16 protein-coding genes and 1 tRNA gene are annotated in these 23601 nt (G+C 70.2%); 2 read left to right on the plus strand and 15 right to left on the minus strand.

The annotated features are described in order from the left end of the window. Positions 1-77 precede the first annotated feature (77 nt). Genes uvrC through uvrB form a run of 4 tightly spaced genes read right to left on the minus strand, consistent with a single transcriptional unit; the run spans position 78 to position 8262 of the window. A complete protein-coding gene (gene uvrC, locus DEJ03_RS10370) occupies positions 78-2162 on the minus strand; it encodes an excinuclease ABC subunit UvrC (protein ID WP_110864546.1) in 2085 nt (694 codons plus the stop codon). Beyond that, entirely contained in the window at positions 2163-5234 is a 3072-nt protein-coding gene (gene uvrA / locus DEJ03_RS10375; RefSeq protein WP_110864547.1) for an excinuclease ABC subunit UvrA, read from the minus strand. Positions 5235-5282: 48 nt separating this feature from the next. Further along, positions 5283-6200, minus strand: a complete 918-nt coding sequence (locus tag DEJ03_RS10380; protein WP_110864548.1) for an SDR family NAD(P)-dependent oxidoreductase — start codon at positions 6198-6200, stop codon at positions 5283-5285. Continuing rightward, entirely contained in the window at positions 6190-8262 is a 2073-nt protein-coding gene (uvrB, locus tag DEJ03_RS10385; protein WP_110864605.1) for an excinuclease ABC subunit UvrB, read from the minus strand. Before uvrB ends, DEJ03_RS10380 begins: the two co-directional genes overlap by 11 nt. 170 nt (positions 8263-8432) lie before the next feature. Between uvrB and DEJ03_RS10390 the strand changes: the two genes are divergently transcribed. Beyond that, complete coding sequence (locus DEJ03_RS10390; RefSeq protein ID WP_110864549.1) at positions 8433-9761, plus strand: MFS transporter; 1329 nt, start codon at positions 8433-8435, stop codon at positions 9759-9761. 136 nt (positions 9762-9897) lie between these two features. Here DEJ03_RS10390 and DEJ03_RS10395 read toward each other — a convergent pair whose 3' ends face one another. From DEJ03_RS10395 to polA, 7 genes are all read right to left on the minus strand, one after another. Continuing rightward, positions 9898-11142 carry an acyltransferase gene (locus tag DEJ03_RS10395; RefSeq protein ID WP_181422680.1) on the minus strand — a complete coding sequence of 415 codons (1245 nt, stop codon included), beginning with the start codon at positions 11140-11142 and terminating at the stop codon, positions 9898-9900. Positions 11143-11189: 47 nt separating this feature from the next. Further along, positions 11190-12686, minus strand: coding sequence for a class I adenylate-forming enzyme family protein (locus tag DEJ03_RS10400; protein ID WP_110864551.1), 1497 nt, complete (start codon positions 12684-12686; stop codon positions 11190-11192). 22 nt (positions 12687-12708) lie between these two features. Continuing rightward, on the minus strand, positions 12709-13752 hold the full coding sequence (locus tag DEJ03_RS10405; RefSeq protein WP_110864552.1) for a hypothetical protein: 1044 nt from the start codon (positions 13750-13752) through the stop codon (positions 12709-12711). Continuing rightward, a complete protein-coding gene (coaE, locus tag DEJ03_RS10410) occupies positions 13749-14351 on the minus strand; it encodes a dephospho-CoA kinase (RefSeq protein ID WP_110864553.1) in 603 nt (200 codons plus the stop codon). The genes DEJ03_RS10405 and coaE overlap by 4 nt, the downstream gene beginning before the upstream one ends. A gap of 92 nt (positions 14352-14443) precedes the next feature. Continuing rightward, a complete protein-coding gene (gene rpsA, locus DEJ03_RS10415; protein WP_071403741.1) occupies positions 14444-15919 on the minus strand; it encodes a 30S ribosomal protein S1 in 1476 nt (491 codons plus the stop codon). 158 nt (positions 15920-16077) lie between these two features. Next, a complete protein-coding gene (locus DEJ03_RS10420; RefSeq protein WP_110864554.1) occupies positions 16078-17757 on the minus strand; it encodes a DUF885 domain-containing protein in 1680 nt (559 codons plus the stop codon). Positions 17758-17807: 50 nt separating this feature from the next. Next, positions 17808-20450, minus strand: a complete 2643-nt coding sequence (gene polA / locus DEJ03_RS10425) for a DNA polymerase I (RefSeq protein ID WP_258370735.1) — start codon at positions 20448-20450, stop codon at positions 17808-17810. 128 nt (positions 20451-20578) lie between these two features. On the opposite strand from polA, the gene DEJ03_RS10430 reads away from it, so the two are divergent. After that, positions 20579-20947 carry a PaaI family thioesterase gene (locus tag DEJ03_RS10430; protein WP_051596794.1) on the plus strand — a complete coding sequence of 123 codons (369 nt, stop codon included), beginning with the start codon at positions 20579-20581 and terminating at the stop codon, positions 20945-20947. A gap of 16 nt (positions 20948-20963) precedes the next feature. Here the strand turns inward: DEJ03_RS10430 and DEJ03_RS10435 are convergent, their stop codons facing one another. From DEJ03_RS10435 to DEJ03_RS10450, 4 genes are all read right to left on the minus strand, one after another. Next, positions 20964-21434, minus strand: coding sequence for a GNAT family N-acetyltransferase (locus tag DEJ03_RS10435; RefSeq protein ID WP_110864556.1), 471 nt, complete (start codon positions 21432-21434; stop codon positions 20964-20966). A gap of 108 nt (positions 21435-21542) precedes the next feature. Continuing rightward, entirely contained in the window at positions 21543-22148 is a 606-nt protein-coding gene (locus DEJ03_RS10440) for an ANTAR domain-containing response regulator (protein ID WP_017887240.1), read from the minus strand. A 107-nt stretch (positions 22149-22255) separates the two neighbouring features. Then, positions 22256-22337: transfer RNA gene (locus DEJ03_RS10445), tRNA-Leu, on the minus strand. A 55-nt stretch (positions 22338-22392) separates the two neighbouring features. Further along, a complete protein-coding gene (locus DEJ03_RS10450; RefSeq protein WP_110864557.1) occupies positions 22393-23562 on the minus strand; it encodes a helix-turn-helix domain-containing protein in 1170 nt (389 codons plus the stop codon). Between the last annotated feature and the right edge of the window lie 39 nt (positions 23563-23601).

Here is a 23601-nt window from a genome sequence, read left to right on the forward strand (position 1 = left end):
CCGGGCGCGTCGCCCGGGGAGGTCTCGGCTGCCGGACCAGGCTACCGCCCGGTGGCGGCCGGGAGGCGCGGGGTTCGTCACGACGGTCGCTGCGGACCGTCTTCGGTCACCTCGGGGACCCGCACCGGGCCTCCGGGGTGGGTGGCGGTCTGCCGGGTGGCGGTCTGCTGGGTGGCGGTCTGCTGGGTGGCTGCGTTCTCGGTCACGGTGTCCGCGATCGCGTCGGCGTCCGGTTCGGGGGCGCTGGACGCGCTCGTCGCCGGCGCGCTCGTCGGCGTCTGGGCCAGCTTCGAGACCACCGCGGCAGCGGTCGCCGGGCCGATCCCGTTCACCTCGCCGATGTCCTCGGCCGTGGCTTCACGCAGCCGGGCGACCGAGCCGAAGTGCTTCAGCAGGGCGTTGACGCGACTCGGGCCGAGACCGGGGATCTCGGACAGCCGCGACCGGACGTCGCGCTTCCGCTTGCTGCGCTGGTGGGTGATCGCGAACCGGTGCGCCTCGTCGCGGATGCGCTGGATGAGGAAGAGCGCCTCGGAGTTGCGGGGCAGGATGACCGGGAAGTCGTCGTCGGGGAGCCAGAGCTCCTCGAGCCGCTTGGCGATGCCGACCAGGGCGATGTCGTGCACGCCGGCTTCGTCCATTGCGCGCTTCGCGGCCTGCACCTGGGGCTGGCCGCCGTCGACGATGAGCAGCTGCGGGCGGTACGCGAACCGCTTCGTCGGCTTCGACCCCTCGACGACCTCGTCGGTCGTGACGTCCGGGACGTCCGGCAGCTCGGCGTCCTCGTCCAGCCGCGCCAGGCGCCGCGAGAGCACCTGGTACATGCTGTCGGTGTCGTCGGTGGTCTCGGCGATCGAGTACCGGCGGTACTGGTCCTTGCGCGGCAGGCCGTCCTCGAACACCACCATCGACGCGACGACGTTCGTGCCCTGCAGGTGCGAGATGTCGTAGCACTCCATGCGGAGCGGCGCCTCGGTCATGCCGAGGGCGTCCTGGATGTCGGCCAGTGCCGCGGCCCGAGTGGTGTAGTCGGCCGAACGCTTGGTCTTGTAGAGCATGAGCGCCTGCCCGGCGTTCTGCGCGGCCGTCCGGGCGAGCCCGGCGCGATCGCCGCGCTGTGCCGTGCTGAGCTTCGTGCCGCGCCCGTTCCGGCGCTTGCTGAGCCACTCCTGGAGCGCGTCGGCGTCCTCCGGCAGTTCGGGGACGACGACCTCGCGCGGGGGCTCGTCGGTGACGTAGACGCCCTGCACGATCTGCTCGACGAGGTCGCCCGTGGCGATGTCGAGCTCCTTGTCGACCACCCAGCCGCGGACACCGCGGATGCGGCCACCACGGACGGAGAACAGCTGCACTGCCGCGGCGAGCTCGTCCTCCGCGATGCCGAACAGGTCGAGGTCGACCGAGTCGCGGAGCACCACGGCGGACTTCTCGAGCACGGCCTCGAGCGCCTCGACCTGGTCGCGGTACTTCGCGGCCTGCTCGTACTGCATCGCGTCGGCCGAGGCCCCCATGCGCTGCCGGAGCTCGGTGATGACCCGGCGGTCGTAGGAGTTCATGAAGCGCACGAACTCCTCGACGAGCGCGCGGTGCTCCTCGATCGTGACCTTCTGCGAGCACGGGCCACCGCACTTGCCGATCTGCCCCGGGAAGCACGGACGGCCCGTCTGCATCGCCTTCTTGTACGACGAGTCCGAACAGGTGCGGATCGGGAACACCTTGATCATCAGGTCGATGGTGTCGTGCACCGCCCAGATCTTCGGGTACGGACCGAAGTACTTCGCGCCCTTGATCTTGCGGTTGCGCGTCACCATCACCCGCGGCGCTTCGTCACCCAGGGTGACCGCCATGTACGGGTACGACTTGTCGTCGCGGAACTTGACGTTGAACGGCGGGTCGAACTCCTTGATCCAGGTGTACTCCAGCTGGAGCGCCTCGATCTCGGAGCCGACCGTCGTCCACTCGACGCTGCGTGCCGTCAGGACCATGCGCCGCGTGCGCTCGTGCAGCGTCGGCAGCGGCGCGAAGTAGTTGCTCAGCCGGGCGCGGAGGTTCTTCGCCTTGCCGACGTAGAGCACCCGACCGGCTTCGTCGCGCCAACGGTAGACGCCCGGGTCGGTCGGGATCTCCCCCGCCTTCGGACGCCACGGGACGGTGTCCGCCACCTACCGAGCACCCGCCTTCTGCTTGCTCGCCTGCTTGGTCGTGCCCTGCTTCTCGTCGCCCTGCTGCTTGCCGCCCTGCTGCTTCTGGGTGGCCTGGCGTGCGCCGACCGCCTGCTGCTTGCCGACCCGGGCGTCCTGCGCGTCGAAGATCTCGCGCAGGAAGACACCGGTGTGGCTCTCCGGCACGGTCGCCACGTGCTCCGGGGTACCCGTCGCCAGGACCGTGCCACCACCGGAACCGCCCTCGGGTCCCATGTCGATCAGCCAGTCGGCGGACTTGATGACGTCGAGGTTGTGCTCGATCGTGATGACGGTGTTGCCCTTGTCGACCAGGCTCTGCAGCACGAGGAGCAGCTTGCGGACGTCCTCGAAGTGCAGACCGGTCGTCGGCTCGTCGAGCACGTAGACCGTGCGGCCGTTCGAGCGACGCTGCAGCTCGGTGGCGAGCTTGACGCGCTGCGCCTCGCCGCCGGAGAGCGTGGTCGCGCTCTGGCCGAGGCGCACGTAGCCGAGGCCCACGTCGACCAGGGTCGCCATGTAGCGGTGGATCGCCGAGATCGGCTCGAAGAACTCGGCCGCCTCGCTGATCGGCATGTCGAGGACCTCGGAGATGTTCTTGCCCTTGTAGTGCACCTGGAGCGTCTCGCGGTTGTAGCGCGCACCACCGCAGACCTCGCACGCAACGTAGACGTCGGGCAGGAAGTTCATCTCGATCTTGATCGTGCCGTCGCCCGCGCAGTTCTCGCAGCGGCCGCCCTTGACGTTGAAGCTGAAGCGGCCCGGCTGGTAGCCGCGGGTCTTGGCCTCTTGCGTCTCGGCGAACAGCTGGCGGATGCGGTCGAACACGCCCGTGTAGGTCGCCGGGTTCGAGCGCGGCGTGCGGCCGATCGGTGCCTGGTCGACGTGCACGACCTTGTCGAGCTGGTCGAGGCCCTTCACCCGGGTGTGCTTGCCCGCGATGTGCCGGGCGCCGTTGAGCTGGTTGGCGAGCACCTTGTACAGGATGTCGTTCACCAGCGTCGACTTGCCGGAGCCGCTGACGCCCGTCACCGCAGTGAACACACCGAGCGGGAAGTCCGCGTCGATCGACTTGAGGTTGTTCGCCCGGGCGCCCTGCACGGTGATGGCCCGCTTCAGGTTGACCTTGCGACGCTCGGCCGGCACCTCGATCGCGCGTCGGCCGGCGAGGTAGTCACCGGTGATCGACTCGCGGTTCTCGATGATGCCCTCGTACGAACCGGAGTGCACGACGTTGCCGCCGTTCACACCGGCACCGGGGCCGATGTCGACGACCCAGTCGGCCGTGCGGATCGTGTCCTCGTCGTGTTCGACGACGATGAGCGTGTTGCCGAGGTCCTTGAGCTTGACCAGGGTGTCGATGAGTCGACGGTTGTCGCGCTGGTGCAGGCCGATGCTCGGCTCGTCGAGCACGTACAGCACGCCCGTCAGCCCGGAGCCGATCTGCGTCGCCAGGCGGATGCGCTGCGCCTCACCGCCGGAGAGACCGCCGGCACCACGTGCCAGCGTGAGGTAGTTCAGGCCGACCTCGAGCAGGAACTCGAGGCGTGCGCGGATCTCGCGGAGGACCGCGGCGGCGATGTGCGCTTCGCGGTCGGTCAGCGTCAGCTCGTCCATGAACGAGTACGCGTTGTCGAGCGACATGTCGGTGACGTCCGCGATGCTGCGGTCGTTGACCGTCACCGCGAGCACCTCGGGCTTGAGGCGGGTTCCCTCGCACACCGGGCACGGGACCTCGCGCAGGTACCCCTGGAATCGCTGCCGCTGCGAGTCCGATTCGGCCTCGGCGAACTTGCGCTCGATGTAGGGCATGACGCCTTCGAAGCCGCTCGTGTACCGCATCTCGCGGCCGAAACGGTTGCGCCAGGAGACCGACACCTGGAAGTCCTTGCCGGTCAGGATCGACGCCTGCACCGCGGGGTCGAGCTGGCTCCACGGGGTGTCGAGCGAGAAGCCGAGCTCCTTGCCGAGGCCGCCGAGCAGCTTCTCGAAGTAGGAGTACAGCCCGCTCGTCCCGGTCCAGGGCAGCAGGACGCCGTCGCGCAACGAGGCCTCGGGGTCGCCGAGCACCAGGTCGGGGTCGACCGACATGCGCGTGCCGAGGCCGGAGCACTCGGGGCAGGCACCGAACGGCGCGTTGAACGAGAACGTGCGCGGCTCGATCTCGGTGAGCGCGAGCGGGTGGTTGTTCGGGCACGAGAGGTTCTCGGAGTAGTTCCGGACCGCTCCGGGCCCCTCGTGGTCCACCAGGTCGATGCCGACGGTGCCGTCGGTCAGGCGCAGGGCGGTCTCGAGCGAGTCGGTGAGACGACCGAGGATGTCGTCGCTCGCCACCAGGCGGTCGACGATGACCGAGATGTCGTGCTTGACCTGCTTCTTGAGCTTGGGCGGGTCGCTGAGCTGGATGCGCTCCCCGTCCACGATCGCGCGGGCGTAGCCGGACGCCGCGAGCTCCTGGAAGAGGTCGACGAACTCGCCCTTCTTCTTCGAGATCACGGGTGCGAGGACCTGGAAGCGGGTGCCGGTCTCGAACTGCATCAGCTGGTCGGCGATCTGCTGCACGGTCTGCTTGCTGATCACCTCGCCACACGTCGGGCAGTGCGGGACCCCGATGCGCGCCCAGAGCAGGCGCATGTAGTCGTAGACCTCGGTGATCGTGCCGACCGTCGACCGCGGGTTGCGGTTGGTCGACTTCTGGTCGATCGACACCGCCGGCGAGAGCCCCTCGATGAAGTCGACGTCGGGGCGGTCGACCTGGCCGAGGAACTGCCGCGCGTAGGCGGACAGCGACTCGACGTACCGGCGCTGCCCCTCGGCGAAGATCGTGTCGAACGCCAGCGAGGACTTGCCCGAGCCCGACAGGCCGGTGAACACGACGAGCGAGTCGCGCGGGATCTCGAGGTCGACGTCACGGAGGTTGTGCACGCGCGCGCCGCGCACGCTGAGCGTGGAGGTGCTGTGCGGAGCGGTCCCGCCGGGGAGGTGGAGGTCAGCGGGCTCGCCGAAGGCGTTCCGGCCCGACGTCGAGGTACCGGGGTCAGAGGTGATGGTCATCGTCGTCGATTCTACGAAGCGGCACCGACATTCGGCCGGGATGGAGGGTCAGACGAGTGCGTCGAGAGCGAACGCGACGCCGGATGCACGCTCACTCGCGGCCCAGAGCTGTGCTGCGACCGTGCGGTCGTGCGCCCGAGGTTCGGCCGCGACCACCGTGGCCGGGCCCCGGAGCTGCATCCAGCCTGCCGGGCCCCAGTACTCCCCCGAGTGCACGTCAGGACCGACGGCCGCGTGCACGAGCGGCTGGGCGCCGACGTCCTTGCCCTGGGCGACGATGCGCTGCGCCGGGCGGATCCACTCGGGTTCGGCTCTCGTCGGGCTGACGTCGGGACGGCCCGGCGACAGGCGGTCGAGCGACAGGCCGGGGTGCGCGACGACGCTCGACACGGATGAGCCCGAGTCGGCCAGTCGTTGGGCGAGCTCGAAGCCGAACAGCATCACGGCGAGCTTGCTCCTGGCGTACTGGCGGTGGCTCGAGTACCGACCGACGCCGAGCGGATCGGTCGCGTCGAGCTGGGCGAACCGGTGGGCGATCGACCCGAGGTGCACGACCCGGCCGGCTCGTCGTTCGAGCAGGGGCAGGACCCGGGCGGTCCACGCGAAGTGCCCGAGGTGGTTCGTACCGACCTGCAGTTCGGTGCCCTGCGCCGTGCTCCCCCGCGTCGACGCCCCGACGACCCCGGCGTTGTTCACGACCGCGTCGACGCCGTCGGGTTCCAGCGCGGCGAGTTCGTCGGCAGCGGCACTGACCGAGTCGAGGTCGGCGAGGTCGAGGTGGACGTGGGCGAGCGAGGCCCCGTCGACGTGCCGACGGATGCTGCGCTCGGCGGCGTCCGCCCGGCCGCGGTCGCGCGTCGCCAGCACCACACGGTGCCCCGCCGAAGCGAGCTGCTCGACGGCGTGGTACCCGAGCCCGGCGCTCGCACCGGTGACGACGACCGTGCGGGCGCCGTCAGCTGACATGTCCGGCCGACTCCATCTGGCGCAGGGCCTTCTTCAGGTCCTGCACCTCGTCGCGCAGTCGCGCCGCGAGCTCGAACTTCAGCTCCGCCGCAGCCTGCAGCATCTGGTCGTTCAGGTCGGCGATGGTGGCACCGAGCTGCGTCGCACCCTCGCCCGCGATGCCGCCGCGCTTGAGGTTCGGCGTGGGCGACCGACGGCCGTCGGTGCCGGGGCGCCCCTGCAGGAGCGCCTTCGTGTCGTCGTTCTCGCGCTGCAGGACCTCGGTGATGTCCGCGATCTTCTTGCGCAGCGGCTGGGGGTCGATGCCGCGCTCCAGGTTGTAGGCGACCTGCTTCTCACGACGGCGATCGGTCTCATCGATCGCGGTCTTCATCGAGTCGGTCATCTTGTCGGCGTACATGAGCACCTGGCCCGACACGTTGCGGGCAGCGCGACCGATCGTCTGGATGAGCGACGTCGACGAACGGAGGAAGCCTTCCTTGTCGGCGTCGAGGATCGCGACGAGCGACACCTCGGGCAGGTCGAGGCCTTCGCGCAGCAGGTTGATGCCGACGAGCACGTCGTAGACGCCCTGCCGCAGCTCGGTCAGCAGCTCGACGCGCTTCAGGGTGTCGACGTCGGAGTGCAGGTAGCGGACGCGCACACCGGCGTTCCCGAGGAAGTCGGTGAGTTCCTCCGCCATGCGCTTGGTCAGCGTGGTGACGAGGACGCGTTCGTCCTTCTCGACCCGCTGCTTGATCTCCTCGAGCAGGTCGTCGATCTGGCCGTCGCTCGGCTTGACCACGATCTCGGGGTCGATCAGGCCGGTCGGGCGGATGATCTGCTCGACCACGCTGTCGGTGACCCCGAGCTCGTAGCGCCCGGGGGTGGCCGACAGGTAGACCTTCTGCCCGACGCGCTCGAGGAACTCCTCCCACTTCAGCGGGCGGTTGTCCATCGCGCTCGGCAGGCGGAACCCGTGCTCGACGAGGGTGCGCTTGCGCGAGGCGTCGCCCTCGTACATCGCGCCGATCTGCGGCACGGTGACGTGCGACTCGTCGATGACGATCAGGAAGTCGTCGGGGAAGTAGTCGATGAGGCAGTGCGGCGCCTCGCCCGGACCACGGCCGTCCATGTGCCGCGAGTAGTTCTCGATGCCCGAGCAGAACCCGATCTGCTCCATCATCTCGATGTCGAACGTGGTGCGCATCCGGAGGCGCTGGGCCTCGAGCAGCTTGCCCTGACCCTCGAGCTCGGCGAGCCGTTCCGCGAGTTCTTCCTTGATGGAGGCGATCGCGCGGTGCATCACGTCGGTGTCCGCGACGTAGTGCGAGGCCGGGAAGATCGACACGGCGGGCAGGTCGTCGATGACGTTGCCGGTGAGCGGGTGCAGCGAGGAGAGCGCCTCGATCTCGTCACCGAACATCTCGATGCGGATCGCGTGCTCTTCGTACATCGGGATGATCTCGATGGTGTCGCCGCGCACCCGGAACGTTCCCCGGGCGAAGTCGACGTCGTTGCGCTGGTACTGCATGGCGACGAACTTGCGGACGAGCTGGTCGCGGGAGATCGTCTGGCCCACGTGGAGCGCGACCGATGCGTTCATGTACTGCTCGGGGGTACCGAGACCGTAGATGCAGGAGACAGTGGACACCACCACGGTGTCGCGACGGCTGAGCAGCGAGTTCGTCGTGGAGTGCCGGAGTCGTTCGACCTCGGCGTTGACCGAGGAGTCCTTCTCGATGAAGGTGTCCGTCTGCGGGACGTACGCCTCGGGCTGGTAGTAGTCGTAGTACGAGACGAAGTACTCGACCGCGTTGTTCGGCATCAGGCTGCGGAACTCGTTGGCGAGCTGGGCCGCGAGCGTCTTGTTGTGCGCGAGCACGAGCGTCGGCCGCTGCACCTGCTCGATGAGCCACGCGGTCGTCGCCGACTTGCCGGTACCGGTCGCACCCAGCAGCACGACGTCGGTCTCACCGGCGTTGATCCGCCCGGCGAGTTCCGCGATGGCCGCGGGCTGGTCGCCACTCGGCGAGTACTCGCTGATGACCTCGAACGGACGCACCGCTCGGGTCGGTTCGATCGCAACACCCATGGGGACAACGGTAGTCGGCACCCCTGACACCGAGGACCGCTGCTCGCCCTCGGCGTACTGTCCGCTGCAAGCAGGCTCCAAGTCGACTGATGGTCAACGGGCATACCGTCCGATCCGTTCAGTCACCCGACTCCTTCCCACTCCCCCGAAGAGGCCTCATGACCACGGCGACCCCGGCCGCACCGATCAAGGGCACCCCGTTCCGCGGACGCATCCGCGGACGCGTGCTCGTCCTGCTCTGCTGCATGTACGCGATCTCGTACATCGACCGGACGAACATCTCGACGGCGCTGCCGCACATCACCGAGGAGTTCGGGTTCAACGAGGCGACCGCCGGTCTCATCGTCTCCGCGTTCTCGTTGCCGTACGCACTGCTGCAGGTGTTCGGCGGCACGATCAGCGAGAAGTTCGGCCCGCGCCGGGCGCTCTTCGTCATCACGGTGATCTGGGGCGTCGCGACGCTCTGGACCGGGTTCGCGGTCGGCTTCTGGACCCTCTTCGCCGCACGGGCCCTGCTCGGGCTGAGCGAGGCCGCCGCGTTCCCGACCGCCACGCAGGCGATGAGCCGGTGGGTCCCCCGCGACCGGAACGGCTTCGCCCAGGGCGTGGTGCACTCCGCGGCACGGCTCGGCAACGCGCTGGCCCCGCTCATCGTCGCGTGGGTGATCGGGGCGACGGGCAGCTGGCGCTGGGCGTTCTTCGCCACCGCGGTGCTGTCCCTGGCGTGGGCCGTCGTCTGGTTCGTCTGGTTCCGGGACAAGCCCGAGTCCGCGAAGGGCATCACGCAGGTCGAGCTCGCCGAGCTCCCGCCGGTCGAGACCCGCGCGACCCGTCCCCCGGTGCCGTGGCGGCAGATGGCGAAGCAGATCCTGCCGGTCACCTTCGTCGACTTCGGGTACGGCTGGACCCTCTGGGTGTTCCTCACGTGGCTCCCGACGTTCCTCAGCTCCACCTACGGCCTGGAGATCGGCGACTTCGCCCTGTTCACCACCCTCATCCTGCTGGCCGGTGTCGTCGGGGACACGGTCGGCGGGATGCTGAGCGACCGCATCATCCACCGCGGCGGGAACACCCGGAACGCCCGCCGGACCATCCTGGTGATCGGGCTCGGCGGCTCGCTCCTCTGCCTCATCCCGCTCGTGATCGGGCAGGGCCTGCTCGTCGCGACGATCTCGCTGGCCCTGTCGTTCTTCTTCCTCGAGCTCTGCAACGCCAACCTCTGGGCGATCCCGATGGACGTGGCGCCGCAGTGGTCCGGCACGGCCTCGGGCTTCATGAACACCGGGTTCGGCATCGCCGGTGTCGTCTCGCCCATCGTGTTCGGTCTGCTCATCGACGCCTCCGGCTGGCAGGTGCCCTTCGCGCTCTCCTGCGTCCTGCTCGGAGCCGCGGCCGTCGTCGCGTGGTTCATGAAGCCCCAGCGGCTGACCTCCACCGACGGCGTGCTCGAGATCGGCACCCCGAAGGCCGAGCAGCGCCCGGCCTGACAGCCGACATCCGGAACGTGCGCCGGCCCTGGTGGTGCGCACGCGACGGCCGGGAGGCACGGGTCGAGCCCGCCACGTGCCTCCTGGCCGACACGCCACGCGTCCACCGCTCCGCACGGCTTGTGCGAGGCGGCGCTCAGCGCGCCGCGCGCCGCCCGACGTCGTCGGTCTCGCCGACGAGGGCGTCGTCCGGCTCCACCGGCTCCGGCGACCGCTGCGGCACCCCCGCGCCCGCGGACCGACGCGCCCGCGCCGCTCGTGACGCCCGAGAGGACAACGACGGCCGCCCGGTCAACGGCACGCTGAGGGGCGTCCACCGGAACAGCTCGGTCACCGCGACGGACAGCACCAGCACGAGCACGTAGGTGACAAGGGTGAGCCACGGCCGTGGCACGACGGCCTCGAGCCAGCTGTCGCCGTAGAGCAGGATCCAGATGACGAACGGGTGGCTCAGGAAGATGCCGAACGAGCGATCGGAGGCGTAATCGACGAACCGGGCGGTCCGGCTCCCGGGGCGCCGTCGATCCGCCCAGGCCGCGCCGATCGCCAGGAACCCGACGAACACCGCGGTGCTCCAGACCACCTGGACCGGCTGCAGCGGCGTCCCCGCGGCGTAGAGGGACTGCCCGAGGCCGACCTGCAGCGCCCACACACCGAGGGTGAGCCCACCGACGCCGGCGAACGCCCACAGGACCGAACGGCGGTGGACCCGGATGAACCGCAGGAACGCGTCCGCGTGGTCGGCGGCGATCGCCCCCGAGACGATGAAGAAGACGTACGAGAAGAAGAACTGCTTCTGGTACCCCTGCATCCACGCGTCGCTCGCCGGGAAGTACTTGTACCCGGCGAACACCACCAGCTGGACCAGGAACGCCACGACCAGCACGGTCACGTGGTGCCCACGGGTCCGGCGCACCAGCCAGACGATCACCGGCAGGAGCAGGTACACCTGCATCGTCACGAGCAGGAAGTACAGGTGGTACCACGAGGTGCCGGTGACGATGCCCTCGGCCGCGGTGCGCACCAGGTCGGGGACGTCGCCACGGCGGGTGGGACTCAGCAGCCACGCCGCCGCGACGTAGACGAACGACCACGCCAGGTACGGCACGCCCACGAGCAGGAACCGCTTCGGCCAGAACTGTGCCATCGGCCTCGGGCGCAAGGTGTAGCTGTACACGAGCACGAACGCGGTCAGCGAGAAGAAGACCAGCCGGGTGAAGTGCAGCAGGGCGAGCAGCGCGTTCAGCCCGACGTCGTCGGTGGCGGCGGTGTGGCTCGTGGTGTGCACCCCGATCACGCACGCGAACGTGAGGATGCGGAGCACGTCGACCTCGTACAGGTGCCGGGGCTTGCCCTCGGCCGTACGCGTCGGCGTCTGCACCCCCGGCTCCTCACCGGTCGATGCCGGGGACACGCGTGATGGTCCGTTCACGATGGTCGGGCCATGGTCCGGACCTTCGCGCGCTGCACCTTGCCGGTGGGCGCGCGCGGCAGGTCGGGCACGACGATGACCTCGACCGGTCGGCGGAACCGGGTCAGGTGCGCCTCGGCCCGGGCCACGAGGTCAGCCACGAGGGCTGCGTGGTCGACGGGTTCGTCGGGCTGCGGGATCACGTAGGCAATCGGGACGGCACCGAGCACGTCGTCGGGGCGGCCGACGACGACCGCCTCGAGCACGCGTGGGTCGCCGAGCAGGACGTCCTCGACCTCGGACGGGTAGACCTTCTCGCCACCGCGGTTGATGACGTCGTCGGAGCGTCCGGCCAGTGACACCCAGCCGTCGGTGCTGACGGAGCCGACGTCACCGGTGTGGAGCCAGCCGTCGGCGTCGAACCGCTCGGACGCGCGACCACCCAGGTAGCCCCGCACGATCCCCTCGCCCCGCACCCACAGCGCACCGATCTCGCCGGCGGGCAGCACCGAGCCGTCCTCGCCGCGGACCTGTACCTCGGACCCGACCGGCACCCCGACGGTACCGGGCCGGGCCGGTTCGTCGAGCGGCGTCGCCGTGATCTGCGAGGCACCTTCGGTCATGCCCCAGCTCACGACGAGCGGCACGTCACCGAGGGCGGCGCGCACCGGGTCGGGCAACGGCGCCGACGCGCTGCGCACGAACCGCAGGCCCGGCGGGAACTCGAGCGGCCCGGTCTTCGCCAATACGGCCAGGACGGCCGGGACGGCGTTCAGCCAGGTGATCCGTCGTTCCGCGAGCAGGTCCCAGAACCCGGTACGACGGAAGCGCCGGTCGAGCACGAGGGTCGCGCCGGCGACGAGCGTCGCAAGCAGTCCGACCACCTCGGCGTTGACGTGGAACAGCGGCAAGGAGTTGAACCCGCGGTCGTCCGGCACCAGCCGGTTGTGCTGCGCGATGGCCCGGGCGACGAACAGCAGCTGCGTCTCGGGCAGCTCGACGCCCTTCGGCGTGCCGGTCGACCCGGAGGTGAACAGCACGACGGACCCCTGGCCCGGCGCGTGCGGGCTGTGGGCGGGCAGGTCGCCGTCACGGACGGCGGTCGGGAGGAACGTGACCGGGTCGATCCCGCTCGCCGGTGCCCCGGGGACGGTCGCGTCCACCGCGCGGTCCGACACGACGATGGACGCTCCGCCGATGAGGTCGGCGAGACGGCCGGGCTCGGTGGCCGGCTGGCCGGTGTCGACGGGGATCGCGCGGCGACCGGAGGCGACGGCGCTCAAGTGCACGACCGCGAACGCGAGCGGGTCACCCACGTCGACCAGGACGGCACCCGACGGGGCGACGCCGATCGCGTCGAAGGTCCGCGACCAGGCGGTCACCGCGTCGTCGAGCGCGCGGTAGGTGAGGACGCGCTCCGAGCGGGCGTCCTCGAGGAAGTGGCGCACGCCCCCGTCGGCCGCACGGGCCCGGATGAGCGAGCGCAGGTTGGGTTCATCACGAACGGGCTGCACGCAGGAAGGCTATTGCGCGACGCTATGAGCGGACGGAGGGAACAGCGGGATCTGTGGAGAACCGGTGCAGCATCCACTGCCACAGCGGGAGCATCCGGGGGACGCCGTCACGGGTGAGCGGCGTCGAGTCCTTGATGATCAGGGAGTGCGCCTTGCCCTCGCCGCCGAGGTCGGTGAGGATCGCGTGCGGGTCCGCTCCGGCGAGTGGCGGTGCGGTGTCCGTCTCGAACGGCCCGGACACACCGCTCAGCCCGAGGACGTCCCACGAACCGGTGATGCGGGGGCCGAACGTGTCACGGACGTCGTCGATGGCGTACATCCGGTCCACCGGTGTCCGGCCCGGGCGGTCCATCCACGCTGCGTGCGCCGGTCCGCGGGACTCCACGGGTGACGAGAACATCAGCGCGCCGTGGACACTGCGGATGTGGGCGATGTACGCCGCCTCTCCGCCGCCCTGCGAGTGCCCGGCCACGACGATGTCGTTCCAGACGATGCGGTCGTCGCCCTGGACGAACCGCCCCCAACCGCCGTCGGGGTCGTGGTCGTCGAGGTACGCGACGGCGTCCCGGAAGCGCGAGACGATCGACCCGGCCGGACTGACCGCACTGAACGCCGAGGGCCGCGTGCCGTCGAAGCGGTTCCGCTGCACCATGCCGTAGCAGCGTGCGTCGGCCTCACACGTGCCGGACAGGGTGCGGCCCAGGTTCCAGTAGTCGAGGCCGAGCACGTGGTACCCGTCAGCCAGGGCGGCTCCGAGGAACCGCTGGTACTCCGCGGGACGGGATCGGGTCGCGGGCAGGAACAGCAGGAGCGGACCGTCGGCCGAGGTGCGCGCGGCGAAGTCGTCCCGGTTCGGCGTGAGCCGCTCACCGTTCACCGTTCCGAGCCGGAACCGGTGGAACTCTCCCTCGGGCCCGTGTTCGTCACCCGACGGCCGCTCGTGCACCGCGACCCGGCCGTTGTCCGCCACTCGCTGGGCACCGAGGACGTTCGCGGCGACGAGCGACGCGCCCCCGATCGCCACGAGGACGATCGCGGCGAGGACGAGCAGCAGGCGGTGGTTCATGGAGTGATCCGCGCCCACACCTCGTCAGCGGAGCGGATCGTCTGCTCGAGCGTCCCGGTGGCGTCGACGACGTGGTCGGCGAGGGCGAGACGGTCGGCGTCGCTCGCCTGGGCGGCGACGCGACGCTCGGCCTCGTCACGGGGCATCCCGCGGTGCTCGACGAGCCGTTCGATGCGCTGCGCCGCGGGGGAGTCGACCACCACGACGGCGTCGAACCGGAGCGGACGCGAGCCGCGAGCCTCGGCGAGCAACGGCACGTCGTAGACCACCACGGCGTCGGGGTCGGCTGCCTCGGCGGCGTCGAACGCCTGCTGCGCGAGCCGCCAGACCTCGGGGTGCGTGATCGCTTCGAGGTCCTTCCGCGCCGCGGGGTCCGCGAACACGATCGACCCGAGCGCCGGCCGGTCGAGGGAACCGTCGACGGCGATCACCGACGGACCGAACCGCTCGGCGACCTGTGCCAGGCCCGGGCTGCCCGGTGCCACGGCGTCCCGAGCCAGTCGGTCGGCGTCGACGACGACGGCCCCGTGCTCGGCCCAGCGCCGGGAGACCGTCGACTTGCCCGCGGCGATGCCGCCCGTGAGTCCGATGATGTGCACGGCAACAGGGTAACGACCCCGATGCCCGGAAACGCCGGAAGCCCGGCACCCTGTCAGGGGTGCCGGGCTTCCGGTCGGGACGAACCGCTCGATCAGTTGTTGGTCGAGCTGAGCTTCTCGCGGAGTGCAGCGAGCGACGCGTCGTCGGCCAGGGGGCTCGCGCCACCCGTCTCGCCGGCGAACGACGAGGTCGACGACGACGAGGAAGCCGTGGCCGGGAGGTCGAAGCCACCCTGCGCCTCGTCGGCGATGGTCTTCGCGACCTGCGCCTTGTGGGCTTCCCAACGCCCCTGGGCGGCCGCGTACTGGCCCTCCCACTCGGTGCGCTGCGTGTCGTAGCCCTCGAGCCACTCGTTGGTCTCCGGGTCGAAGCCCTCGGGGTACTTGTAGTCACCCTTGTCGTCGTACTCGGTCGGCATGCCGTAGAGCGCCGGGTCGAACTCGTCGCTCTCCGGGTCGACGCCCTCGTTCGCCTGCTTGAGGCTGAGCGAGATGCGGCGACGGTCGAGGTCGATGTCGATGATCTTGACGAAGACCTCGTCGTTGACCGAGACGACCTGCTCGGCGAGCTCGACGTGCTTGTTCGAGAGCTCCGAGATGTGAACGAGGCCCTCGATGCCGTCGGCAACGCGGACGAAGGCACCGAACGGGACGAGCTTCGTGACCTTGCCCGGTGCGATCTGACCGATCGCGTGGGTGCGGGCGAAGACCTGCCACGGGTCCTCCTGCGTCGCCTTGAGCGAGAGCGACACGCGCTCGCGGTCCAGGTCGACCTCGAGGATCTCGACGGTGACTTCCTGACCGACCTCGACGACCTCGCTGGCGTGCTCGATGTGCTTCCAGCTGAGCTCGGAGACGTGGACGAGGCCGTCGACGCCGCCGAGGTCCACGAACGCACCGAAGTTGACGATCGAGGACACGATGCCCTTGCGGACCTGGCCCTTGTGGAGGTTGTTGAGGAACGTCGTCCGGGACTCGGACTGCGTCTGCTCGAGGAGCGCACGGCGCGACAGGACCACGTTGTTGCGGTTCTTGTCGAGCTCGAGGATCTTGGCCTCGATCTCCTGACCGAGGTACGGCGTGAGGTCGCGGACACGACGGAGCTCGATGAGCGAGGCGGGGAGGAAGCCACGGAGGCCGATGTCGACGATGAGACCGCCCTTGACGACCTCGATGACCGTCCCGGTCACGACGCCGTCGGACTCCTTGATCTTCTCGACGTCGCCCCACGCACGCTCGTACTGCGCGCGCTTCTTCGACAGGATGAGGCGGCCTTCCTTGTCCTCCTTCTGGAGAACCAGGGCCTCGACCTCGTCGCCGACCTCGACGACCTCGTTGGGGTCGACGTCGTGCTTGATCGAGAGCTCGCGCGAGGGGATGACGCCCTCGGTCTTGTAACCGACGTCGAGGAGGACCTCGTCGCGGTCGATCTTCACGACGGTGCCGGAGATGAGATCACCGTCGTTGAAGAACTTCAGGGTCTTCTCGACCTCGGCCAGGAAGTCATCAGCCGAACCGATGTCGTTGATGGCGACCTGCTTAGGAGCCTTGGTCGTAGTGGTTGTCATGTAGAGATTGCTCCGAACGGACATGAGTCGGGCCATGGCGTGCGGGGACTCGGCCCCCGTGGTGCACCGCCGTGGCGATTGATTGAGTGGCGCGGATTGCGCCGCACAAGTCTAACCGCACCGGCGGAGGCCCCACAACCGGGCGTGTCGACGGCGCGTCACCCGACCAGGGCGGTCCGCAGGGTGTCGAGGCCGATGCTGCCGAGGGAGAGCGCACGGTGGTGGAACGCCTTCAGGTCGAAGTCGGCTCCCTCGCGGGCGGCGACCTCGTCGCGGATGGACTCCCAGACGCGCTGACCCACCTTGTACGAGGGGGCCTGCCCCGGCCACCCGAAGTACCGGGCGACCTCGAACCGGACGAACGCGGGGTCCATGTTCACGTTCTGCCCCATGAAGTCGAGCGCGTACTCCCACGTCCAGCCGCCGCCGTCGGGGTTCGTCTTCTGCAGGTGCACGCCGATGTCGAGCACGACGCGCGCCGCCCGCATCCGCTGCCCGTCGAGCATGCCGAGCCGGTCGCCGTCGTCGTCGAGGAACCCGAGCTGCTCCATCAGCCGTTCGGCGTACAGCGCCCAGCCCTCGACGTGCCCGGAGGACCCGGACAGCTGCCGGCGCCACGTGTTCAGTTCGCCGCGGTTGTAGACGCCCTGGCTGATCTGCAGGTGGTGTCCGGGAACACCCTCGTGGTAGACCGTCGTCTTCTCGCGCCAGGTGCCGAACTCGGTGACGCCCTCGGGCACGGACCACCACATGCGGCCGGCACGGGAGAAGTCGTCGGAGGGACCGCTGTAGTAGATGCCGCCCTCCTGCGTGGGGGCGATCCGGCACTCCAAGCGACGGATCGGGTCAGGGATGTCGAAGTAGGTCCCGGCCATCGCGGCGATCGACGCGTCGCTCGTCTCCTGCATCCACCGCTGCAGGGCGTCGGTGCCGTGCAGGATCCGGGACGGGTCGGTGTCGAGCACCTCGATCGCCCGGGCGACGCTCGCACCGGACTCGATGCGGTCGGCGATGCGCTCCTGCTCGTCCCGCATGCGCGCGAGTTCCTCGAGGCCCCACTCGTACGTCTCGTCGAGGTCGACGACCGCGCCGAGGAACCGGCGCGAGTGCAGCTCGTAGGCCTCGCGACCGACGGCGTCGACGGGGGTGGCGAGCGGCAGCAGCTCGTGCTCCAGGAACTGGCCGAACGAGCGGTAGGCCGCCGCGGCGACCTCGGCACCGCGGTGCAGGTCTGCTCGGAGCGTCTCCGGCACGGGGCCGTCGCCCTCGAACGCCGCGGAGTCGGCCAGCTGACGGAACATCCCGCCCTCGGCGCCGGTTCGCGCCGCCTGCTCGGCGATGAGCGCGACCTGGCGCTTCGCCGGGGTGACGTCCTCGCGGGTGCCCTCGAGCAGGGTCTCACGGATGCCCTCGAGCGCGTCGGGCAGCGCGTGCAGTCGGCTCGCGATGTCCTGCCAGTCACCCTCGGTCGCGGTCGGCATCAGGTCGATGATCTCGCGGACCGACTGCGCCGGGCTCGCGATGACGTTGAGGTCACGGAGGTGCAGCTTGCGCTCGTACGACTCCTGCACCAGGTCCAGCTCGGCCCCGAGGTCGGCCTTCGTCACCTGGTCCACCGAGTCGACGGCGGGAGCGGCGTCGAGCGCACGCTTCGCACCGCGCGCGGCCTCGGCCATCGCGGCGGCGCCGGCGGGCGAGGTGTCGCCGTACTCCCCCGTGCGCCCCGGGACGCCGATGTACGTGGCGGTCGTCGGGTCGAGGTCGACGAGGGTGGTGACCCAGTCCTCGGCGACGCGGTCGACGGCGGACGGCTGGCGGACAGGACGCTCTTCGCTCATGCCCCGACCCTACCGACCCGCGGGTCGGCAGGACTCCCGAGCCACCCGGGTCAGTGGGCGGCGCTCTCCCAGTTCGGCCCCACACCGACCGAGACGTCGAGCGGGACGGTCAGCTCGGCTGCGCTGCCCATCCGGGTGCGGAGGATCTCCTCGACACGCTCCTGCTCCCCGGGCGCGACCTCGAGGATGAGCTCGTCGTGCACCTGGAGCAGCAGGTGCGACTGCAGCTCGCCTTCGCGCAGGTCGTCGGCGACCCCGAGCATCGCGATCTTGATGATGTCGGCGGCCGACCCCTGGATCGGGGCGTTCAGCGCGGCGCGTTCGGCGTTCTCGCGCAGGACCCGGTTCGGGCTCTTCAGGTCGGGGAACGGGCGACGGCGACCGAAGATCGTCTCGGTGTAGCCGTCCTCGCGCGCCTGCTCGACGACGTTGCGCAGGTAGTCGCGCACGGCACCGAAGCGGGCGAAGTACTCGGTCATCAGGGTGCGGGCCTCGGACTGCTCGATGCGCAGCTGCTTCGACAGACCGAAGGCGCTCAGCCCGTAGGCCAGGCCGTAGGACATCGCCTTGACCTTGGTGCGCATCTCGTTGGAGACCTCGGACGGGTCGACGCCGAACACCCGGGCGCCGACGAAGCGGTGCAGGTCCTCGCCCTCGTTGAAGGCCTGGATCAGCCCCGGGTCGCCGGAGAGGTGCGCCATGATGCGCATCTCGATCTGCGAGTAGTCGGCGGTGACGAGCGTCGTGTACGGCTCGGCGACCGCGAACGCCGACCGGATCCGGCGACCGACGGCCGTCTTCACCGGGATGTTCTGCAGGTTCGGGTCGGTCGACGAGACCCGGCCGGTGCTCGTACCGGTCTGCTCGTAGCGGGTGTGGATGCGCCCGTCGACCACGGCGGCGTCGAGCGTGTCGACGATCTGCCGGAGCTTCGTGGCGTCGCGGTGCTGCAGCAGGAGCCCGAGGAACGGGTGCGGGTGCTGATCCTGCAGGTCGGCCAGGCTCGCGGCGTCGGTCGAGAACCCGGTCTTGGTCTTGCGGGTCTTCGGCATCGCGAGCTCGGTGAACAGGACCTCCTGCAGCTGCTTCGGCGATCCGAGGTTGACCTCGTGCCCGATCTCGGCGAAGGCCTGCTGCGCGAGTTCGGCGGCGCGCTCCCCGAGTTCCTTCGACAGGCCGGTCAGCACCGGGCGGTCGATGCCGACGCCGATGGTCTCCATGCCCGCCAGCACCGACACGAGCGGCAGCTCGATGTCGTCGAGGACCTGCAGCGAGGACGCGTCGATCCGGGCGCGCAGGGCCGTGGTGACGCGGAGCACGAACCACGCGTGCACCCCGACGTTGACCGGGTCGGTCTCGGGGACCAGCTGGTTCGGGTCGGCCGTCGGCAGTTCTTCGCCGAGCTCCTGGTAGACGAGGTCGGACAGCGGCTGTCCCTGCTTGCCGGGCTGCGCGAGCCACCCCATGATCCGTGCGTCGCCGGCGATGCCGTTCACGACGAAGCCGGCGGTGCCGAGCGCCTTGATCGCGGCCTTGGCGTCGTGGAAGTGCTTCGGGGCGTCGGAGGCGAACCAGGCCGAGAGCTGCTCGTAGTCCTTCGCGCCGCTGCCGCCCGGCACCAGCACGGCGTCGTCGTGGGTCGCGATGCCGATGGCGCTGAGGCGCCCGTCGATGACCTCGACCGCGACGCCGTAGCCGTTCGCCGCCTCGGTCGCGTTGCGGCGCTCGAGCCAATAGCCGAGCTCTTCGTCGATCAGGGTCTTGACGGGCGGCGGGGTCGGCGCGCCGTCGGTGACGGTGCCCTCGGCCGCCGGCTCGGCCGGGTCGCCCGATCCGGCCACCTTGAAGACGCGGTCGAGCAGCGTGCGGAACTGCAGCTTGGCGAAGAGCTCGCGCACCGCGGTCTCGTCGACCGGGCGGAGCGCGACGTCGGCGGGACCGACGGGCAGCTCGACGTCGGTGACCAGGCGGTTGAGCCGGCGGTTCCGGATCGCCCGGTCCCGCTGCTCGCGCAGGTTGTTGCCGACGACGCCCTTGATCTCGTCGGCGTGCTCGAGGACGCCGTCGAGCGACCCGTACTGGGTCACCCACTTGACCGCGGTCTTCTCGCCGACCTTGTCGATGCCGATCAGGTTGTCGCTGGTCTCGCCGACCAGGGCCGCGATGTCCGGGTACTGGTGGGGCTCGATGCCGTAGCGCTCGTAGACCTTGTCGCGGTCGTAGCGGGTGAGCTCGGAGACACCGCGGACGGACGGGTAGAGCAGCGTGACGTCGTCGTTGACGAGCTGGATCGAGTCGCGGTCACCGGAGACCACGTAGACCGTGAAGCCCTGGTCGGCACCCTGCTTGGAGAGGGTCGCGAGGATGTCGTCGGCCTCGTAGTCCTCTTTCGTGACGGTGGTGATGCCCATCGCCTCGAGCGCCTGCTGCAGGAGCGGGATCTGGCCCTTGAACTCGGCCGGGGTCTCGGAGCGGGTGCCCTTGTACTCGGCGTACTCGCGGGTGCGGAACGAGAACCGGGAGATGTCGAACGCCACCGCCAGGTGGGTGGGCTTCTCGCGCTGCAGCAGCATCAGCAGCATCGAGATGAATCCGTGGATCGCGTTGGTGTGCTGCCCCTCGCGGTTCACGAAGCTGTCGACCGGCAGCGCGTAGAAGGCCCGGAAGGCGAGCGAGTGGCCGTCGATGACCATGAGGGTAGGCTTTGCGGAGTCCGACACCCGGACAGCCTACCGACGCCCGCTGACACGGAAGGTCGACGCAGACCGTGACCGACGACACCACATCGACCACGATCGATCCCCGCCTCGACGAACGCGGCATGGGCGAGCTGGCCGAGAAGATGGGCATGGTCATCACCGAGCTCTCGGCCGAGCGGGCGGTCGGTTCGATCCCCGTCGAGGGCAACCGCCAGCCGGTCGGCCTGCTGCACGGCGGTGCCTACGTCGTCCTCGCGGAGAGCCTCGGTTCGATGGCCGCGAACGTGCACGCCGGGCCCGGCCGCTACGCCGTCGGCATCGAGCTCAGCGCCTCGCACTCCCGGAGCGCCACGAGCGGCATCGTCACGGGCACGTGCACCGCCATCCACCTGGGCGGCACGCTCACAACCCACGAGATCGTCCTGACCGACGACCAGGGTCGCCGGTGCTCTACCGTCCGGATCACGAACATGATCCGCGAGCGTCGCTGACCGACTGACCGAGGACTCAGTCCTCGGGCGGCCGCTGCAGCAACAGGCGGGCGTCGCCGAACCCGAGCCTCCGGTAGAGCCGCTCGCCGTCCACGCTCGAGTGCACCGACGTCCGCTCCACGCCGAGTTCGTCGGCGAGCTCGAGCAGGGCCGTGACGAGCCGTCCGGCGACGCCGGAACCGCGCAGCTCCGGGTGCACGTATACCGTCTGCAGCTCGGCGGCGAACCGGTCACCGTCGACGTGCGGCGCCGGCGGTCGCGGGTTGACCGCCAACCACGCAATGCCGAGCACCACGCCGTCCCGCTCGGCGACCACGCACCGGTGCGACTCCCGGTGACGGGCGGCGAAGTCCGTCATCGCCCTGCGGTACTCCCCCGGCGTCTGCACCGGTGAGCGGCCGTCCTCGTCGACGCTCCACCGCCACCGCAGGTCCGCCACCGCCGGCATGTCGTCAGGCCGGGAGGCCCGGATCACCACGTCGTCCATGCCTCCAGCCTGCCAGGTGGTCGCGGCACACGCCCCGCTCCCGGACGCAGGAACGCCGCCGACCCCAGGGGGTCCGGCGGCGTTCCGTGAGCGACGGTGGTGCGCTGACTACTTCTTGGCGCTGAGCTGCTCGATGATCGCCTTCGCGACGTCGTGCATGGTCAGGCGGCGGTCCATCGAGGCCTTCTGGATCCAGCGGAACGCCTCGGGCTCGGTGAGGCCCATCTTCTCGTTCAGCAGGCCCTTGGCGCGGTCGACGAGCTTGCGGGTCTCGAAGCGCTCGACGAGGTCGGCGACCTCGGCCTCGAGCGTGATGATCTGCTGGTACCGCGAGAGGGCGATCTCGATCGCGGGGAGCAGGTCGTTCGGGGTGAAGGGCTTGACCACGTAGGCCAGCGCTCCGGCCTCGGTCGCACGCTCGACGAGGTCCTTCTGGCTGAACGCCGTCAGCAGGACGACGGGCGCGATGTGGTTCTTGGACAGCTTCTCGGCTGCGGAGATGCCGTCGAGCTGGGGCATCTTGACGTCCATCACGACGAGGTCGGGGCGGAGGTCGGTCGCGAGCTGGACGGCGGTCTCACCGTCACCGGCTTCACCGACCACGTCGAACCCGTTGTCGCGGAGGATCTCCACGATGTCGAGGCGGATGAGCGACTCGTCCTCGGCGACGACGACGCGACGGGGTGCTGGTGCTGTTGCTTCTGTGTCACTCACGGACGAAAGCCTACTAGACGACGGAAGTGCCGTATCCCAGACCCACCGGTTTGGTACGAGTGGCGGGACGCGGGTCCGAACTGCCCCGCACGCCGTGAGCAATTTCGTACGAGTGGCGGGACTTGAACCCGCACGCCGTGAGGCAGAGCATTTTGAGTGCCCCGTGTCTGCCGATTCCACCACACTCGCGAGGAGGCCAACACTACCAGCCCGACCCGCGCCTCCCGGCCCGTCGTCGACCGTCTCAGGAGCCCTCGAGCGCCTCGATCGCCGCCACGAGACCGGCCCGTCGGGGCGACCGCCGCGGCAGCACCGCGAGCAGCGCGCGCAGCACGAGCGCGTCGGTCGCACCGTCCGGGGTGCGCGCCCACGCGAGCAGGGCGTCGACGCCGCCGTCGGCGACGACCGACTCGCGGAACCGCAGCCGCACCAGGTCACGGACCGCGTCGACGCCGGGTGCGGCGGAGCCCGGCAGGACCGGTCCGGCGTACCGGTCGACGGCCTGGAGGCGCGCCCCGCGTTCGAGCGCGGACAGCACGCCGTCGACGTCGGTCCGGACCCCGGTCACCCGGTACGGACGCGACGTCACGGTCACGTCCGGCGCGTGCTGCGCGAGGACCCGACGCAGTCGGACGACCTCGGCGCGCAGGGTGACGACCGCGCCCGGGTCACCGTAGACGGCGGCGGCGAGGTCGGTCGCTGCGAGGCCGGCGGGGTGCGCGGCGAGCACGACGAGCAGTTCGGAGTGCCGGGCGGACAGCTCGACCCGGCGGTCGGCGATCCGGAGCACGGCGGTGTCGGTCCCGAGCACGGTCAGCTCGGCCGACGGTACGCGGGGTGTCCGTGCCCGGGGGCGGACCGCAGCCAGGGCGAGTTGGGCCTCGGCTGCGGCGACCGTGGCGGCGAGCAGCGACAGCGTGTGCCGCTCGACGGCGCGGTCGTCGCCCGTCAGGTCGAGCACCCCGAGGGTGGTACCGCTCGCGTCGTGCACCGGGACGGCCGTGCACGAGAACGGCTTGACGGCGTTCGCGTAGTGCTCGTCGGAGCGGATCTGCACCGGACGGTCGAGGCGCAGTGCCGTGCCGGGCGCGCTGGTGCCGACGCGGTCCTCCGACCAGTCGGCCCCGGGGACGAAGCCCATGTCCTCGGCGGCGCGACGCGTGGAGCGGGCGCCGTCGACCCAGACGAGACGACCCGCGGCGTCCGCGACGGCGACGACGCACCCGGCCGAGCGGGAGTCGTCGAGCAGCAGCCGGCGGACCACCGGCAGCAGGGTGGCGAGGGGGCCGTCGTGCCGGACGGCGTCGAGTTCGTCGTCGCCGAGGGCGAGGACCGGGGTGGCGTCGGGGTCGACCCGGGCGGACCGCTGCCACGATGCGGCGACGAGCGGGCGGAGCCGACCGGGTGCGCGCATGCGTCCTCCGATCGACCCCACCCGCCGCTCCGTCGCGAC

Source organism: Curtobacterium sp. MCLR17_043 (genome assembly GCF_003224215.1).
GTDB lineage: Bacteria > Actinomycetota > Actinomycetes > Actinomycetales > Microbacteriaceae > Curtobacterium > Curtobacterium flaccumfaciens.